This is a genomic window from Bradyrhizobium sp. 14AA, from assembly GCF_054185205.1.
Genome location: NZ_JAVAYM010000025.1, coordinates 122,366 through 139,027, shown reverse-complemented (window position 1 = coordinate 139,027; position 16,662 = coordinate 122,366). Strand labels below are relative to the sequence as shown.

The window sequence follows — 16,662 nt, the reverse complement described above, 5'->3', positions numbered from 1 at the left end:
TTTGCCTGGCCGGCTGCGCTGGGTTTACGCCGCAAGATGCCCCGAACGGAGCTTCGGTCGTCTCAAATGCGGCGCTGACGGTCGCGCCCAGCCCGCCGGTGCCTTACGCGCTTCTCGCGGTGGATCCGAATATTCTGAAGTCGGCAAATTCGATCAGCGACCATGTCAGCGGCAATTTCCGCAATCTGCCTGGCGGAAACTACAAGGATATCACCATCGGCGTCGGCGATATCGTCACCGTAACCGTGTTCGAAGCCCAGTCCGGCGGCCTCTTCATTCCGCGAGAGGCCAGCGTCCGACCGGGCAACTTCGTTGACATACCTCGCCAGCAGGTCGACCAATCCGGCAACATCACCGTGCCTTATGCCGGCACCATCAAGGCCGCCGGGCTGACCGCCCGTGCGGTGGCCGACATCGTTCGCGAGCGGATCAAGAACCGCGCGATCGATCCGCAGGCCGTCGTTTCCGTCGTCGAACAGCGCGGCAATCAGATCAGCGTGCTCGGTGAGGTCAATGCGCCGCTCCGATTCCCGGTCGATCCGGGCGGAATTCGCGTGATGGGCGCGATCGCGCGCGCGGGCGGTCCGAAGAATCCGTCGTGGGAAACCAAGGTCAAGATCAAGCGGGGCAGCAAGACGTATACCGAGACGATGAGCTCGATCGTGCGCCATCCCGACGAGGATGCGTTCCTCGCGCCGGGCGATGTCGTCTATCTGTCACGGGAACCGCGGGTGTTCATGGTCTTCGGATCGACGCCCTCGCCTGGCTCGATCGGCGGCACCAACAATCGCAGGTTCACGTTCGAAAACGACCGGATGACGCTGGCTGAAGCGATCGCGAAGGCCGGCGGCCTGGACGGCGCGCGCGCCAATTCACCTGCGGTCTATGTCCTTCGTCTTGAGCCGCGCAATCTGCTCAAGTCGGCCGGGATCGACGTCGAGCGCTTCCCCGGCGAGCTGGTTCCGACAGTCTACAACTTCGACTGGAGCAAGCCGGACGGGTTGTTCTTCGCCGACTCCTTCCAGATCCGAGATCACGACGCAATCGTGGTGTCTGAATCGCCGAGCACAGAGCTGATCAAGTTCTTCTCGCTCATGCTCGCCGGAACGGACACGGCCGTTAACATTCAAACGCTGACGAGATAACAGACACAAACTGGTGATCACGGGAACGCGGCGCTGCAATCATGCAGCGCCGCGTTTGCTTCCAGTACTCCTGGTTGTGCGCGGTCCTGCTGCCTCATTTCATCGTGAGTGAGCGGTGAACCCGCATTTGGCCTGGATACTGCAGGATGGCCCGAGCACGTCATAAAAAGGCGCTGGGTCTGCAGCTAAACGAACCCGGATCCGCTGATCTTTTGGAGCTTGAACGTATGCGCATTCTGGTCGTCTCGGCCATGTTTCCCCCGAATGTGCTCGGTGGTGCTGAAATCTCTGCTTTCAACCTCTCTTCCTGGCTCCTGAAGCAGGGACATGAAATCGGCGTACTCACGGCTGCAAAGTCTCGCGAAGAGGAGAAGTTCGGCGAGCTGGTCGATGGCATGAGAATCTGGAGCATCTATATGCCGCGCCCATACCCGATCTACAAACAGGGGCGCGTCGACGAGACCTACCTGAAACCGTTGTGGCATCTGCAAGATCACCTGGACCCGAGAAATTCGCGCATCGTCGGCCGCGTGCTCGACGATTTCAAACCCGACTTCTGCAATGTGCATTATCTGACTGGCATCGGACACAACGTCTTGCAGGAGTTCGCCAAGCGCGATCTCCCGATGATGTACGTGATGCCGGACCTGGCGCTGTCCTGCCTGCGGCTGACGATGTTCGTCGACGGAAAGACCTGCGAAACGCAGTGCGGCGTGTGCAAGCTGTCGGCGGGCGTCAAGCGGCGCGGAATTCTGTCGATGCGCAGAATCGGCTTCTGCTCGCCGTCCCGCGCCAATCTCGAGCGGAATGCCGAGTTTCAGCCGCTGAAGCGATTTCCGACCGCGCACATTCTCAACGCGAACAAGTACCCGTCGCCGACGGTCCAGCGTGCCGAGTCGACCGCAGTCCGCTTCGTCTACGCCGGGCGGCTGCATGAGGCCAAAGGCATCGATGTTCTACTGGAGGCCGCCGAGGGGCTCGTTGATCGATGGCCGTTCACCTTCACGATCGTCGGTGGCGGCGGACATGAGCCAGCCTTGCGAAAGCGGTTTGGTCATCATTCGTGGATCCGTTTCACGGGCCACGTTCCGCTGCAGGAGGCCATCAATCATATCGCAACGAGTGACGTGCTTTGCATCCCGTCGATTTGGCTGGAGAATTCGCCGGGCGTCGTCATTCAGGCCCTCGGCGTGGGCGTTCCGGTGATCGGCAGCAACTTCGGTGGAATCCCCGAACTGGTCGAGCACGATGAAACGGGACTCCTTCTGCCCCCGGGAGACGTCCAGGCGTGGCGCGCCGGCCTCGAAAAGGTCTTGTCTGATCGCGATACGCTTCACCGCTACCAGGCCAATGCGATGGGCCGCGCCCGCGAGTTCGATCAGGACTTTCTGGGCGCGAAATACCTCAAGTTCATCGACGAGATTCGCAACTTCCGCGGGCATGCGAGCCAATGAGGCCCAAGAGACCTTTGACGAGATCCTTGACGAGATCCTTGACCGGCAAGCCTGGCCTTAAGCCTGCAGCATCGCGTCCGACGCGCACCGGCGCGCCGGTCTCTGCGGTGTTGCGTCGTGCCATTCCATGGTGCCTGCTGTGCGGCATCACGATCTTCGGCGCCGATCCCGCCGCGGCCGCGGAGAAAATCGTCACTCTGCCGCCGGTCGCTCGTACCAATGCGGCAACCCCGTTGCTGATAGGATCAAACATCCATTTCGGCCTCGTACGCACGCTCGGATACGAGTCCGCAACCACGGCGCTGCACGAGCTGGCGCAGATCGGGGCTGCGTCGTATCGCGACTACCTGCCCTGGCAGTCCTTCAGCTTTCCGCCGCAAGGGCCGGCGCTCGTCAAGTCGCAGCGGCTGATGAATTTCCTGCCCCAATCGAAATTGAAGCCCGTCCTGAATGTCGGGGCCGCAAACTCGTCCGTGCCGGGAGGTGTCCCGCCGATCTCCGATGATGCGCTCGGCATATTCGATGCTTACCTCAAGAAAGTCGTCGAGCTGACACGGCCATACGATCCGATCTATGAGATCTGGAACGAATGGAACATCGACATCGGCACAGGGACGCGTCTGCCGAGACTGGTCGGCGAAGGACCGACCGGTGACCCCCGATCGGCTGTCAACTATGTGCGCGTTGCGAATTCCGGAGTTCGAGCCATCAAGAGCGCAAATGCGCATGCTCATGTGATCGTCGGAGCGGTGGGGGACGATATCGACTGGAAATGGACCAGGGCGATCGTCCGCGACGGCGTTCTGAACGGCGCCGATGGCTTATCCGTTCATCTCTACAATCATTGCCTGAAGCCGCAAAACAGAACCGCCACCGAACTGATCGGCCGGGTCAAGCGTTTGCAACAGGAACTGATGCAGGACCGTGGCGGAGTCGTCACGCCGATCTACGTGACCGAATTCAGCTGGCCGACATCCAATGAACCGTGTGGGGTCATGCCACTGGTTGCCGGCAACAATTTCGCTCAATTCATCATGCAGAGCGCCGCCATACCCTGGATCAAGGGCATTTGGGTGCATGAATTGAAGAACATCGGTCCCAGTCCGACGGACAGAGAAAACAACTTCGGGCTATTCACCTTCAACGATGAGCCGAAGCCGGCCGCCTGCTTTGTGCGCGAAGCAACGGATCTCGTTCGCTCGGCCGATCACGTCGACATCCAGGAACCGCTCCCGGACATCTTCGTTTTCAGGGCTCGACGCGGTGCGCGGCAAAGCATCGTTCTCTGGTCCTCGGGCTCGACCGTCAGAGGGCGGTACGCGCTGAACTTGCCCGACGCATCGGGGCGGCGGATGTGCGACGAAGCCGCGCCGGCCGCGGGCGCTCAAGGCGACGTGGAGCCGAATCCGATCGTCTACGACGTCGATGCGTCCGCACCGGTCACCATTCGGGTGCTCAACTGATGTTGCCGCGAAACCGCTCCCGAAAGCGACCTCAGCTCATTCTTGGCACGATCAAAGTCAAGCGAAGCAATGCCCAGTGAACTCATCATTCCCCTGTTCGCAATACATCACCACAAGATCGGCGGCACTGAATCGGCGATCTACAACCTCATTCACGGGCTCGACAAGGCGAAGGCCGCATTGACGCTCGCGTTTTCCGATCCGGGCCGCCTGTCGCCCGAATTCCTGCGATGGATGGCGAAAACCCCAGGGATCGCGCAGCAGCGGCAATACCCGCTTCCCGGCAAGAACAGCCGCTTCGCCGAGGAACTTCTGTTCGAATGGCGAAGGTCCGGGAACGGCTGGGCGGTCTATCCGAACTATTTCCTTCCGCCGCGGCGCCCCGGCAGCCGGGCGAGGTCGGCCGTGATCCTCCACGACATTCAGTACAAGGTGCTGCCGCAGTACCATTCCAGCAAGAGGAAGGCCTGGCTCGACTTCTATCTTCCCCGCATGTTCCAGACGGCGGACCTCGTATTCCTGATCTCCAATTCCGAGAAGGAGTACGTTCGACGCCATTTCGGAGACGCGGCGGCCGACAAATGCAAGGTCATCTACAACGCCATCGAGTGGGCCAGGCTCGAACAGGGCGAAGTCGGCGAGGCAACCCGCAAGCTTGCGAGCCGGCCCTACATCCTCACCGTCAGCCACCCCTTCCCGCACAAGAACCTGGGAGTCCTCATCAAGGCTTTCGATCGGGTGGCTCAATCGAATCCCGAGATCGAGCTGTATCTCGCCGGCAAGGCCTCGGACGAGAAGATGCGTCTGATACGCGAGAATGCGAGTGAGAAGACCGCGGCTCGCATCGTGATGACGGGTATATTGTCGGATGCGGATCTCGGCGAACTCTACCGAAACGCAAGGCTCTTCGTCTTGCCCTCCCTCTACGAGGGCTTCGGCATGCCGGCGGCGGAGGCGATGGGCTTCGGGGTCCCGACGCTCGTCAGCGGCGTGACATCGCTTCCCGAAGCAACCCTGGGCAAGGCGGAATACGTCGCCGATCCGACGAATGTCGACGCATGGGCGGAACAGATGACCGCATGTTTGAATTTCGGCGAACGTCTGTCCACGGAGACCGTCGCCGAAGTCCGAGAGGCGTTCGCACCTCACAGAGTTGCGCAGTCGCTTCTCCAAAATCTGGGTTAGTGCACGTTACTCGTGCAGCTTCTCGCTGAAAATAGAGGCTCTCCGGCTGAGTTTGCGACGGGGGGCATTCGGAAAGTTATGATATGACCGCATCAAGACCGACAAGAGCCGCCGAGCACATCCAGGAAAATCGGAGCCCATGCATAGGATCAGCAGCAGTTGTGGCGTCACACGGAGGCGGGAATCCCGCTATGGACGCGGCTTGTCATAGCGAGCACGTTTTTGCATGACTAAGCCTTCATTTCTGCAGGAATCTCGCCCGATGAGCAGTTCTGGAAAACTCCAGGCGGTCATCGTCAACTTCAGAACCGCTCGACTGACCATTCGCTGCGTAAAGTCGATGCTGGAGCATGGCGTGGTGGATTCGGACGGCGTGCTGGTCGTGGACAACTGTTCGGGCGACAACTCGATCGACGAAGTCCGCAAGGCCCTGCCCGACATTCGAACGGTCGTCGCCGACCACAACGGCGGTTTTGGAGCCGGCGTGAATCTGGGCGTTGCGAAAACCACCGCCGATTATCTTCTCATCCTGAATCCCGACACCTATTTCGAGTTCAACAGCGTCGCTCCCGTTGTTGACTTCATGGAGCAGAATCCCGAAACAGCCCTGGTCGGGCTCGACCTCGTCAATCCCGACGGTAGCCGGCAATACTCGGCCCGGCGCTTCTACTCGGTGTTCGACGTTCTTGCCCGGCGCGTGGACTGGATCGGAGCCATGGTGCCCGGGCGCACCGAAAAGCACATGATGAAGGACGCCTGGGAGACCGGAAAGCCGTTCGATGCGGAATGGGTGATGGGGACGGGCTTTGTCGTCCGGCGTACCGCATATGAGCAGATCCAGGGAATGGACGAGAGCTATTTCCTGTACATGGAGGACGTCGATCTCTGCGCTCGTCTCTGGCGGGCGGGACACACGATCAAAGGCATCCCCGGAGCGAAGCTCGTTCACGACCATCAGCGGTCGAGCGCCGCCGGTCCTCTCACATTCGCAGGAAGGACGCACATTCGCAGCCTCCTTCTGTTCAAGTCGCGCTTTGCCGTGCCGCTGTTCCGGCCCCCTGGCGTGGACAGGATCACCAAGCGCACGGGCTGAGCTTCAGGCATCGGCATCCTCACGCTGCGACTTGACGAGGGAAGTCATCTTTCATGAAGCCCGAACTTCCGAGAGAAACTAAGGTGCCACGGCAAGGACAACTGCTGCAGTTGAACTGGATCCGTGGCATCGCGGCACTGCTCGTCGTGGCCTATCACTGCGAGGTGACGATGCTGATGCCGAAGTATTTCGGCGTCGGCACGTTTCCATTGTTCAAGGCGGGCCATTCGGGCGTTCAGCTGTTTTTCGTCCTGAGCGGATTCGTCATTTACCTGGCGCATCGTCGCGATCTCGAGGGTAACGGCAGCGCCATCGCCCGGTTCGCGGCAAAGCGCTTTCGCCGCCTCTATCCGTCGCTTTGGATCGTGCTCGTTCCCCTGATCATCCTGTCATTCCTCGGCTTTTCCACGAAACTGCCGAGCGGCAGCGACGTCATCCTGTCGCTGCTGATCCTGCCCGTGAAGGAAGAGGTCATCCTGGCTACGGAGTGGACACTTCGCCACGAAATTCTCTTCTACGCTATGTTCGCCGTCTTCCTATGGAACCGAAAAATCGGATTCGCCCTTCTGATCGCCTGGGGCCTTGCCGGCCTGCCGCTCGCCCTGATCGACGGAAAAGGCTGGTTGATCGATTTCATCTTCAACAACAACCACCTGCTCTTCCTGGCAGGGGTCGGCATTGCGTGGCTCTATGTTCGCGGGCATTCCGCTGGCGGCCCGTATTTCCTCTTCGCCGGCCTGATCGTCTTCACCGTCACGTTCTACTTCGGGATCTCGAAACAGATTCCCGCAAAGGCCGAGCTTCTGCTGTTCGGGCTTGGCGCGGCGGGAATCATCTACGGCGTGTGCTCGATGCCATACCTGAACCGGCGAATTGCCCCGCTGGAGGAGGCAGGAGCGGCGTCATATGCGCTCTATCTCATCCATTATCCACTGATCTCGCTGCTCGTGAAGATCGCGGTCAAAATCGACCAAACGATCGCGATACCGCACGCCGTGTATTTTGTGGCGATCCTGGTCATCTGCCAGCTGGCGGCCTTTGCGTTCCATCGCCTGATCGAAGCGCCCCTGCTGAATGCCCGCTCGATGCAGAACCTGTTTGCCCCCACCAGGACCGCGACGGTCGCCTCGAACTACCAGGGACGAGCTCCGGCACCGTCTTCTGACTAGTCGTCGCTGCCATTTACCTTGGCGCAGCTCAGATCGCGATTGCTGCGTCAGGCTGTTCGCCCCGCGCCCGTGGCATGAAACGCGATTATATCGAATTCAGCAACGCAAGAGCCGAGGTGGTCCAGGTATATTGTGCCAACCGGCCGGCCTGACGTTGTCGCTCGACCCCAGACAGCGGTCCCTTCTCGATCCGCTCGAGCATCAGACGCGACAACTGGCCTGCATCGGTCGGGCTGCAATATTCGGCCGCGTCACCGCAGATTTCTCGTAGCACGGCGATGTCCGAAGCGATCACCGGGCAGCCGAATAGCATCGCCTCGAGCGGGGGCACGCCGAAGCCTTCATAGAAGCTCGGAAAGATCAATGCCGCCGCGTGCTGATACAGTGCGGCGATCGCCTCATCGGAGACGTGCCCGACACGCACCATTCGTTCATCGGCGATCTGGTCGGAGTGCCGGAATACGCGCTCATCCTCCGCACCGACGATCACGAGCCGATGGGATACCGGGATCGACTTGATCGCGTCGGTTGCGAGCCGGATATTTTTGTTCTTTTTCGTCGACCCGATCGCCAGGAAATACTTGCCCGGCCCGAGCCCGAAACGCTCGAGTATCGAAGGGTCCGGTTTGACCCCGGCCAGATGTTCCGCACTGTTCGAGCAGACCGTGATGGCATCGGACGGGATACCGAGGACAGCCGAGAGCTCGCTCCGGGAGAACCTTGATACGGTGACGAGGTTCGCGGTCCTCGCGTAGAGCCGTCCAAGGCCGCGATGGAAGGACGCATAGCTGCGGCTGAAAAACTCGGGATGGCGAAAGACCTGCGCATCGTGAACCACGATATGATGCCGACGATGGAGCACGGGCCCGGAATTGGCGAGGCTGATGAGCGTACCGTTACGCGCCGCCATTGCGAGATCGATCTGGTCCCAGGCATGTCCGGTTCGCGTTCCGACCCTTTCGATGCGGATGTGCTTCAGCGCCAGACGTTCCTCGGCATTCGAAGGCACCAGGAGGGTCCAGCTTGCATCGCCCAGCCGAGCAGGCAGTTGCTGCCGATCGATCAATTGATCGATTGCCCTGACGATTTCCGCGGCAAATCGCTGAACACCACTCAGCGATTGTGAGAGGAACCGTCCGTTCAGGAAGACATTAGCCATGTTTCAATGACTTCACGGGCTTACGCCAGGGGCGAACGGCTGAGAACCATGAGGGACCATCCGCCCACAAGTCGAACCGTGGCGTCGGGAGCGGCACGAAACGCCAATCGCCGTGGCCACGCGGCCAACCGCTTCTTCCAGGTCTTGTACGATTGGTCGATGGCCCAGGCCGTATAGAAGCTGTCGATTGTCTCCAGGCCGGATTCCGCGATCATCGACAACGCGCTGTCCCGGGAGAAATAATGGATATGCCCCAGCGTGCGGCGGGCTTCGGGCAACACCCAGCCGCGCCCGACCGCAAGAGCATTCATGTCGAGCGGGATATGGATGACCTGCCAACGCGACATCGTCCGCATCGCCCTGAGGAATTCAAAGGGATTTTCCACGTGCTCCACCACGTCAATCGCCATGGTCACGTCGAACTGCTTCCCACATTGGAAAGCATTCTCCATGCTGAAGCTCAGGTTTTCCGACGCCCGTTTGCGCGACAGGTCGTGAGCATAGGGCGAGACCTCAAATCCTTCCATTCTCGATTGCGGGTAGTGCTTGGAGAGAACCCCAACAATCGCACCCGTCCCGCAGCCTATGTCGGCAAGCGTCCTCCACTGGATGTGGTTACGCTCCAGGATCGTCCGGATATGCGCAGCCTTCCACGGCGCGTCTTCCTCGTGCCATGCTGGATTGTCGACCGCGTAGTCGTCCTGCCTGTACCTGCTTGTTGCGCCGGCCACCGGCTGCTCAGTCGAGGTGGAATTCATGCCGGTTGCGTCCTCACTTTTTCGTAGAAGGCAACAACTCGCCGCCCCAAAGTGTCCTGATTGAATTCTTGCATGGCTGCGTCGGCGCTGTCCTTGTACGCGTCGAGACGCTCCGGATGATCAAGTATTTCCTCTATCGCCGCGTTCCAGGCTCTTACATCGCCGGCCTCCACAAGGACACCGTTTTTCTCGTGTGTCACGAGCTCCGGTATTCCGCCCGCATTGCTTCCCATGACGGGAAGGCCGCGCCCGAGAGCCTCGATGATCACGCCGGGCGAGTTTTCGAACCATACGGACGGCACGAGAAGGAGGTCGCTTTGCGTCATCCGGTTGGTGACTTCCTGCACCGAGACATGCCCGGTGAATTCGACCCAGCGATGATGGCCAAAGCGCCGCTTGAGATCGTCTTCGCTGGGACCGGTCCCCACCAGGGTCAGCTTGAACTCATGGCGCGCCGCCAGCGGCTCGATGGCCTGGAGCAGAACATACAGCCCCTTCGATTCATGCAGGCGCCCGACATACAGGAAGCGGACGGTCCTGGACGCGCTTCTCTCGACCGTCGGGCTCGGCGGTTTGTTGGGATTGAGGATATGGGCCTGGGCCCAGCCCTGGAGCGGCTGCAGCGCCGACAAACGGCGAAGAATGGCGAGCGAAGGCGACACGAATCCCAATCGTGGAACGGAGCGGAGAAACGCGAGTTTCGCTCTGGACGAAAACGCGCAAGGTGCGCATAGACGTTCGCATTCCCGGCCCGTCTTGAACATCGCCATCCTCACACAAGCGAGGCTGAGATCGTGCAGCGTGACGACGACGGGGATGTTCCTCGCACCGATCGCACGAAGGGCATTCCAACCGACGCCTTGCAGAACGTGGATATTGACCAGATCGGGACTAAACTCATCGAGCACCTGACGCATGATCCGTTCGTTACGAGGATCAAAATGGTCTTGAAGGTGCCAGACCGACTTCTGTAAACCGGATTTCTGAGCCGCTTCAAACACGGTGTACGGCCGAGGCATATGAAAGCGCCAGACTTTGAGACCGTCAACGATCGCCCCCCTCACCTCGTCCGCGGGCGTCGGTGCTGTGGTCAGAACGGCAACCTCATGGCCGTTCGCATGGAGCCACGTCGCCAGATTGCGCGCGGAGATTTCGGCTCCGCCTTGGACAAAGGGCGGAAAGAAGGCTGAGACGAAGAGAATCCGCATGTACGTTCGTTACCTGACACAATAGAGGCGAAGATGGTCCGAGCTGCGAAAATTGGGTTGGCGGTTGCATTCATCGCAGCAGGTCTGCTCTTCAGCAAAATCTATGCTGCCAATCAAACGACATCCTTCTGGGTTGGCAAGCAACCGTTGCCCGAACGGGCCGAGCGGCCGATCATCGGTCTTGGCGTGCACTTCGGGATAGGGGGAGAATATGGCTATTCTCCTCAAAAGTCTGCGCAGGTGTTGCGTTCCGATGCCTTCGATTCGGTCCGGGACGATCTTGCCTGGAGCCTGTTTCGGGCCGCGCCGGCGGCCGGCGGTGCCACAACGCAAGTTGCCCGAGAGCCAGCCAAGCTGTTTGATTTTCTCGACCAGACCCAGGCAAGGCCATTGCTCATCCTGGGTCACCCAAATCCGCTCGTTCCTGACGGCCAGCCTCCGCTGACCGACGTGGGCCGAAAGAGCTTCGGCGACTTTGCGGCGAAAGCCGTTCTGGCGACCGCCAAGCGCAACCCGATTTACGAGATCTGGAACGAATGGAATATGAACGCCGTGCTGGGGCGCCCTTTCCTGGTCGGTGAAGGCGATCCGAGCGATCCGCGCGCGGCGGCCAATTACTCCGTCCTCGCGAAGGAAGCGGTCGCCAAAATACGCAGCGTGGCGCCTCAGGCGCAGGTGCTGGTCGGGGCGGTCGGAATGGACCCGGACTGGCAATGGACCATGGCGCTCGTTCGGTCCGGAGCACTGGAAGGTGCCAGCGGCTTGTCCGTTCACCTCTACAATCATTGCGAGCGCGAGGTGTCCAACCGGACTGCCGAGGCTGCGATACGTCAAGTCAGCACCCTGCGGAAATTGCTGGACGCGGCCGGATCGAACCTCCCCATCTTCGTCACGGAGGTCGGATGGCCGACGACGTCGAAGATGTGCCCCATTTCCACGCAAACGGCCGCGAACAACATCGCGCAATTCCTGCTTTGGACGGCGGCGACGCCGTGGATAAAGGGGGCCTGGATCTACGAAATGAAGGATCAAGGTCAGGATCCCGCGGCGCTCGAAGACAATTTCGGCCTGTACGACTACGCGTTTGCGCCAAAACCTGCTGCATGCGCGACCCGCGAGGCCATTCGCGTCATCAAGAGCGCGGGCCCGATGAGGCTTGAGCAACCCTTCCCCGGGCTATTCGTGATCGAGACAACGACGTCGGCAGGAAAACAGCTGATCGCCTGGACCTCGCAAGACAACTCCTCGGCGACGTTCGAACTTCCTGGCGGCACAGAAGCGGAATTCGCGCCATTGTGCCAACAAGGAGCAAAGTCGAATACGATACGGCTGGGCCCCACCCCCGTCGTCATCAATTTGCCGACGAAAGCCCCATTCGAGCTCAAGGCCACATTGGATCGCTGATCCCGGTCGGCAGATTCCCCACCACCCCTGTCGTGCCGCGCAACCGCGGCACGCCGGGGAGAAAATGGTTCTACACGAAGATAACGAAGCGAGATGCAGGCCCCACGGCAAGCTACGTCGGAGGCGAAGCCAGCTGATTGCGACGGCATGAATGCCATCGGCGGCACGATCCCACTTGTCGCGGGCAGCGGTTGCCCTTCACCGGCCCGGCGACATACAGCGTGCCGTCAATACGCTTCCTGATGGATCAAGGCCAGCGCCGTCTTGAAGATGATCTTGATGTCGAGCCAGATGCTCCAGTTGCTGACGTACCAGACATCGTATTCAACGCGCTTTTCCATCAGATCGATCGTCGGCGTTTCACCGCGGAATCCGTTGACCTGGGCCCAACCCGTCAGGCCCGGCTTCATATGGTGGCGGTAGACGTAGTTGCTGATCATCGGATCGTAATAATTGTCATGCGCGAGCGCATGCGGCCGCGGCCCGACCAGGGACATCTCGCCGCGAAGAACGTTCCAGAGTTGCGGCAGCTCGTCGATGCTGGTGCGCCGCAGCACGCGGCCGACACGGGTCACCCGCGCGTCTCTTTTCGTCGCCTGCGTGACGACATGGCCGTTCTCCGCCACCGTCATCGAGCGGAACTTCCAGATCTCGAACTGCTTGCCATTGAAGCCGCGCCGGAACTGCTTGAAGATCACCTTGCCCTTGGAATCGAGCTTGATCATGACCGCGGCCGTCACCAGTATCGGCGCCAGCAACAGCAGGGCGAACGAGGCAATGCCGATGTCGAGGCAGCGCTTCTGCGCCTGCTCGAACACACTGAGCGGCGCACGCTGGATCTCGATCGCGACCGTGCCGCTGACCGGCTGGAACGGACGCGAGACCAGATCGGCGATCGGGAAATCCGGCAGAAGGCGGATCGGTTGCGGAACGACGCGCAGATGCTGGCTCAGCTTCCGCAGAAGCGGCATCTCGTCCCAGTCGACGACCAGGAGATATTCTTCTACGTCAGCCGTCCGCGCCTGACGGACGATATCGCGAATCTCGTGATCCCAGCCTGCGCCCTCTTCGGAGGGCTCGAGCACGAAATGCCGCACCACGTTGAAGCCGTGCTTGCGCAGATCCTTGAAGCGGGTCGAGGTGAAGTCGAGCGGCTTCAGGCTGAGCAGCACAACCTTGCGGTCGACCAGGCGGCCCCTGGCATAGCTCGACGTCAGCGCCACGCGCCACAACACGCGAAGCCCGCCCAGGGCAACACCGCCGGTTGCGGCGAACAACAGCGTGGTCCCGCGCGACAGCTCCGCAGAGGATTTGAGCAGAAACGCCTCTACCGCCAGAATGGTCAGCGAGATCAGCCAGACCGCCAGCGCCTTGCGCAGCTGCCAGACGGTGCTGAGCAAGCGGTGGTGATCGTAGACGCCTTGGAAATAAGCGATGGTCACGAACACCGCCCCGACGACGAGACCGGCGCCGACGGACGAATCCTGCTCCGACACGAGCACGCGATAAAGTCCGCTTGCCACAAAGTAACTGAGCAGGACTGCTGCGAAGTCGCCCGCGATCAGGGCGATCTGGAGAGGTCTTTGAAGGGCACCGCGTCGATTCGATAAGACCGAATAATAGTTTTCCGAACCGTAAGTTGCTACAGCCATCCGAACCTCGCTGCCTCGTCACGCACTCGCAATCGAGATTGCGAGCAATTCGATCCAAATTTTTCGACGTGCGCCGAAGTATATCTTAACTAAACAAAGCGACATTGCGGCAGTGCACCGAAAAAATCAAACCGATTTTTCTGCAACGCAGCGTCGCTGCAAGAGGATGCTCAAACTACTGTCACACACGTGACAAATATGCGGGCATTGCGCCACGTTTGTTATCAAATCGCGTCATATTCGCGCAGGTTCTCGCGCGCATTTGAACCGCTGTTCAACCATACCGCTTAAGCCGTTATTAGGCCGCGGCCATTAACACTCGTGACCAATTCTGGGAGTTGTGTCGTGAGTACCGTAGCCGTTTTCAGCCTGTTGATCGGATCGCTGCTGGGAGGCCGATTCCGAATCTTCATCTTGCCGCCCGCCATCGTTCTCGGTGCGGCCATCCTCGGTGCGGGCTTGGCCTGGCAAGGACATGATTCAGCGCACATCGTCGTCGCGGTTCTCGTCTTTGCGGCGGTGCTCCAGCTTGGCTATTTCTGCGGCGCGGCTCTGGTCCGCGCGCGAGCGGCGGTCTATCGCCGCAAGGCTGCTCCGTCGTTCGACAGCCGCGGCTTCGGTTAGCCGGCTGCAGGGCCGATGATTCGCGAAGCACGCGGATGATCGGCCGGCGCACCATGAGCCTTCACCGGCTGGGTAGAGAAAAAAGCCATTCGTGGCGCCCCGATTTCGTCGATAGCGTATTGACATCTCTGGCGAAGCTCTCTGAAAGAGTGGGACCCCATGCCCACGACCGCGCCCCGAAATTCGCCCCGGCCGAAGCTACCGAACGGCGTGCGCATCTATGCGATGAGCGACATCCACGGCTGCGCGCATCTGCTCGAACAGATGTTTGCCGTCATCGACGCGGACATGGCGAACAGCCGGCCCTATCGCGCCATCGAGGTCTTCCTGGGCGACTACATCGACCGCGGGCCGGATTCGCGCCACACCCTCGACCTCCTGATCAGGCGCAGCCGCCGCCGCAACACGGTGTTTCTCAAGGGCAATCACGAGGCCTATTTCACCTCGGTGCTGGAGGACCCCTCACGCACCACCGAATGGCTTCAGTTCGGCGGGCTCCAGACCATGATGTCGTACGGCGTGTCGGCGGCGCCCGGCCTCAGCAAGGACGAACAGTCCGATCTCGTGCGCGAGCTCACATCCGCGATGCCGCCGGAGCATATCGCATTCCTGCGCCAGCTGCGGCCGACATTCACATGCGGCGATTTCTTCTTCGTCCATGCCGGGGTGCGCCCGGGCATTCCGCTCTCTGAGCAGCGCGAGTCGGATCTGCTGTGGATCAGGGACGAATTCCTCCAGAGCAAGAGACGGTTCGGCAAGTACGTCGTGCACGGTCACACGCCGGTGCGACAGGCCGAGCTGCTGGAGAACCGCGCCAACATCGATACCGGCGCGTATGCCACCGGAAATCTGACGCTGCTGTCCATCCAGGGCAACAGCATGCTCGCGATCTAGCGGCCTACGCCCGAGACTCTAATTGGTGGAGCTTGCCGGAGGCTTGTATTCCGGAAAGCGGCTCAGCATCGCCGCCTTCAGGAACTTGAAATGAGCGATCGAAGCGCCAAGCTCCTTGAGCCGGCGCTGGCCGTTCAGGATTTCCTTGTCGAAAAGATCCTGGTGATGGTTGTCGAGCGCCTCGCGCTCGAGATATTCGTCGTCGCCGTTGCCGATGGTCACCGCCGCACGGGCCAGCACGTCTTCCACCCGGCGGTTCAAGCCCGACTGTTCCCGCTCCGCCGCGTGGAGCGCATCCTCGATCGCGCTCATGATGGCTTCGATGCGCGTGCGATCGGTTTCGGCGTCCCGCTCGGGCGAGCGCGCCCGGAAGGTCTGCTCTCCCCCGAAACGGTCTTTCAGGAAGTTATGGGTGCGGGCCCGCAGGAAGAGCTGGAACATGCGTGCATTTCCGGTTTGAAAGCGCCAAACCAGAAAATGGCTCCGGGATGGTTAACAAACATTAAAGTCCCGGATCGTTCCGCCCCCGTCGCGGGAAGGCGGCGGAGACAAAGCAATCACATTTTTGCCTTGAGAGCGTCCAGTTCGCGATCGAGCGCCTCCTGCCAGGTCGGCATCACAATGTCGAACCGTTCCCGCAGACGCGACAGGTCCAGACGCGAATTGGAGGGGCGCTTCGCCTTGACGGGAAATTCACTCGAAGCGATCGGAACGATCTGCTTCACGGCGAATGCGGACCCGCGAGACTTCAGCCCGGAAACGATCGCGGTCGCAAAACCGTGCCAACTGGTCTCGCCGGCGCAAACCAGATTGACGAGCCCACCCCGCCTGCCGAACATTGCGGCAACATCCTCGCCTGCTGGTTGCAGCATCGCAATCATCGCGCGCGCGATCGCATCCGCAGTTGTGGGCGCACCAATCTGATCGGCGACAATCCGCAGTTCTTCCCGCTCTCCTGCCAGCCGCACGATCGTCTTGAGAAAATTCGCTCCCGTCGCGGCATAGACCCACGATGTGCGCGCGATCAGATGAGGTCCGCCCGCCCCGGCAATTGCCTGATCGCCAGCGAGTTTGCTTTCGCCATACACCGAGAGAGGACGCGGAGCGCTGTCCTCGCGCCACGGACGGTCGCCGGAGCCGTCGAAGACGTAGTCGGTCGAGAAGTGCACCAGAGGGACGCGGCGGCGCGCAGCCCATTGGGCGATGACCCCAGGCGATTCAGCGTTGACCCGAAATGCCGCCTCGCGCTCGTCTTCTGCGCGATCGACCGCCGTGTAAGCCGCTGGATTGATGATCAGATCCGGCGCAATCGAGTCCAGCTTTTCAGCGAGGCCCGCCGGTTGCGACAGGTCGAACGCCTCGCGCGTCGGCGCAACGATGTTCGCGCGGTCCTGAAGCAATCGCAGCAGCGCGCCACCAACCTGCCCTCCGGCGCCAGTCAGAAGAATCTTCAT

The 16,662-nt window shown here is 60.7% G+C and carries 15 protein-coding genes; 9 read left to right on the top strand and 6 right to left on the bottom strand.

Going from position 1 to position 16,662, the window contains the following annotated elements; all coding sequences use genetic code 11:
• Nucleotides 1–119 precede the first annotated feature (119 nt).
• From RAD15_RS34610 to RAD15_RS34585, 6 genes are all read left to right on the top strand, one after another.
• Nucleotides 120–1,145, top strand: coding sequence for a polysaccharide biosynthesis/export family protein (locus RAD15_RS34610; protein ID WP_458183150.1), 1,026 nt, complete (start codon nucleotides 120–122; stop codon nucleotides 1,143–1,145).
• Nucleotides 1,146–1,291: 146 nt separating this feature from the next.
• The gene (locus RAD15_RS34605; protein ID WP_458183149.1) at nucleotides 1,292–2,599 is read left to right on the top strand and encodes a glycosyltransferase; all 1,308 of its coding nucleotides are present in this window, start codon (nucleotides 1,292–1,294) and stop codon (nucleotides 2,597–2,599) included.
• Nucleotides 2,600–2,637: 38 nt separating this feature from the next.
• Nucleotides 2,638–4,062 carry a hypothetical protein gene (locus RAD15_RS34600; protein ID WP_458183147.1) on the top strand — a complete coding sequence of 475 codons (1,425 nt, stop codon included), beginning with the start codon at nucleotides 2,638–2,640 and terminating at the stop codon, nucleotides 4,060–4,062.
• 69 nt (nucleotides 4,063–4,131) lie between these two features.
• A complete protein-coding gene (locus tag RAD15_RS34595; protein ID WP_458183145.1) occupies nucleotides 4,132–5,247 on the top strand; it encodes a glycosyltransferase family 4 protein in 1,116 nt (371 codons plus the stop codon).
• Between the two features lie 226 nt (nucleotides 5,248–5,473).
• Nucleotides 5,474–6,340: a glycosyltransferase family 2 protein gene (locus tag RAD15_RS34590; protein ID WP_458183143.1), complete on the top strand. Its 867-nt coding sequence runs from the start codon at nucleotides 5,474–5,476 to the stop codon at nucleotides 6,338–6,340.
• A gap of 110 nt (nucleotides 6,341–6,450) precedes the next feature.
• On the top strand, nucleotides 6,451–7,509 hold the full coding sequence (locus tag RAD15_RS34585) for an acyltransferase family protein (protein ID WP_458183141.1): 1,059 nt from the start codon (nucleotides 6,451–6,453) through the stop codon (nucleotides 7,507–7,509).
• A gap of 85 nt (nucleotides 7,510–7,594) precedes the next feature.
• On the opposite strand, the gene RAD15_RS34580 is transcribed toward RAD15_RS34585, so the two are convergent.
• Genes RAD15_RS34580 through RAD15_RS34570 form a run of 3 tightly spaced genes read right to left on the bottom strand, consistent with a single transcriptional unit; the run spans nucleotide 7,595 to nucleotide 10,634 of the window.
• Nucleotides 7,595–8,668, bottom strand: coding sequence for a glycosyltransferase family 4 protein (locus tag RAD15_RS34580; protein WP_458183139.1), 1,074 nt, complete (start codon nucleotides 8,666–8,668; stop codon nucleotides 7,595–7,597).
• 20 nt (nucleotides 8,669–8,688) lie between these two features.
• Entirely contained in the window at nucleotides 8,689–9,426 is a 738-nt protein-coding gene (locus RAD15_RS34575; protein WP_458183136.1) for a class I SAM-dependent methyltransferase, read from the bottom strand.
• Nucleotides 9,423–10,634, bottom strand: a complete 1,212-nt coding sequence (locus RAD15_RS34570) for a glycosyltransferase family 4 protein (protein ID WP_458183134.1) — start codon at nucleotides 10,632–10,634, stop codon at nucleotides 9,423–9,425. The genes RAD15_RS34575 and RAD15_RS34570 overlap by 4 nt, the downstream gene beginning before the upstream one ends.
• A gap of 57 nt (nucleotides 10,635–10,691) precedes the next feature.
• Here RAD15_RS34570 and RAD15_RS34565 point away from each other — a divergent pair, with 57 nt between their 5' ends.
• Complete coding sequence (locus RAD15_RS34565) at nucleotides 10,692–12,038, top strand: cellulase family glycosylhydrolase (RefSeq protein WP_458183133.1); 1,347 nt, start codon at nucleotides 10,692–10,694, stop codon at nucleotides 12,036–12,038.
• Nucleotides 12,039–12,265: 227 nt separating this feature from the next.
• Here RAD15_RS34565 and RAD15_RS34560 read toward each other — a convergent pair whose 3' ends face one another.
• A complete protein-coding gene (locus RAD15_RS34560) occupies nucleotides 12,266–13,690 on the bottom strand; it encodes an undecaprenyl-phosphate glucose phosphotransferase (protein WP_458183131.1) in 1,425 nt (474 codons plus the stop codon).
• A gap of 345 nt (nucleotides 13,691–14,035) precedes the next feature.
• Here RAD15_RS34560 and RAD15_RS34555 point away from each other — a divergent pair, with 345 nt between their 5' ends.
• Nucleotides 14,036–14,314: a hypothetical protein gene (locus RAD15_RS34555; protein WP_458183130.1), complete on the top strand. Its 279-nt coding sequence runs from the start codon at nucleotides 14,036–14,038 to the stop codon at nucleotides 14,312–14,314.
• A gap of 159 nt (nucleotides 14,315–14,473) precedes the next feature.
• Nucleotides 14,474–15,208 (top strand): metallophosphoesterase family protein, encoded by a 735-nt coding sequence (locus RAD15_RS34550; RefSeq protein ID WP_458183129.1) that lies wholly within the window; start codon nucleotides 14,474–14,476, stop codon nucleotides 15,206–15,208.
• Nucleotides 15,209–15,226: 18 nt separating this feature from the next.
• On the opposite strand, the gene RAD15_RS34545 is transcribed toward RAD15_RS34550, so the two are convergent.
• Nucleotides 15,227–15,649, bottom strand: coding sequence for a hypothetical protein (locus RAD15_RS34545; RefSeq protein WP_018644040.1), 423 nt, complete (start codon nucleotides 15,647–15,649; stop codon nucleotides 15,227–15,229).
• A 116-nt stretch (nucleotides 15,650–15,765) separates the two neighbouring features.
• Nucleotides 15,766–16,662 (bottom strand): dTDP-4-dehydrorhamnose reductase, encoded by an 897-nt coding sequence (gene rfbD, locus RAD15_RS34540; RefSeq protein ID WP_458183126.1) that lies wholly within the window; start codon nucleotides 16,660–16,662, stop codon nucleotides 15,766–15,768.

Excerpts from the sequence above, each read along its gene's own strand:
- RAD15_RS34575 (WP_458183136.1), bottom strand. The coding sequence starts at position 9,426 with ATGAATTCCACCTCGACTGAGCAGCCGGTGGCCGGCGCAACAAGCAGG.
- rfbD (WP_458183126.1), bottom strand. The coding sequence starts at position 16,662 with ATGAAGATTCTTCTGACTGGCGCCGGAGGGCAGGTTGGTGGCGCGCTG.
- RAD15_RS34595 (WP_458183145.1), top strand. The coding sequence starts at position 4,132 with ATGCCCAGTGAACTCATCATTCCCCTGTTCGCAATACATCACCACAAG.
- RAD15_RS34545 (WP_018644040.1), bottom strand. The coding sequence starts at position 15,649 with ATGTTCCAGCTCTTCCTGCGGGCCCGCACCCATAACTTCCTGAAAGAC.
- RAD15_RS34560 (WP_458183131.1), bottom strand. The coding sequence starts at position 13,690 with ATGGCTGTAGCAACTTACGGTTCGGAAAACTATTATTCGGTCTTATCG.
- RAD15_RS34605 (WP_458183149.1), top strand. The coding sequence starts at position 1,292 with ATGGCCCGAGCACGTCATAAAAAGGCGCTGGGTCTGCAGCTAAACGAA.
- RAD15_RS34580 (WP_458183139.1), bottom strand. The coding sequence starts at position 8,668 with ATGGCTAATGTCTTCCTGAACGGACGGTTCCTCTCACAATCGCTGAGT.
- RAD15_RS34550 (WP_458183129.1), top strand. The coding sequence starts at position 14,474 with ATGCCCACGACCGCGCCCCGAAATTCGCCCCGGCCGAAGCTACCGAAC.
- RAD15_RS34590 (WP_458183143.1), top strand. The coding sequence starts at position 5,474 with ATGACTAAGCCTTCATTTCTGCAGGAATCTCGCCCGATGAGCAGTTCT.
- RAD15_RS34570 (WP_458183134.1), bottom strand. The coding sequence starts at position 10,634 with ATGCGGATTCTCTTCGTCTCAGCCTTCTTTCCGCCCTTTGTCCAAGGC.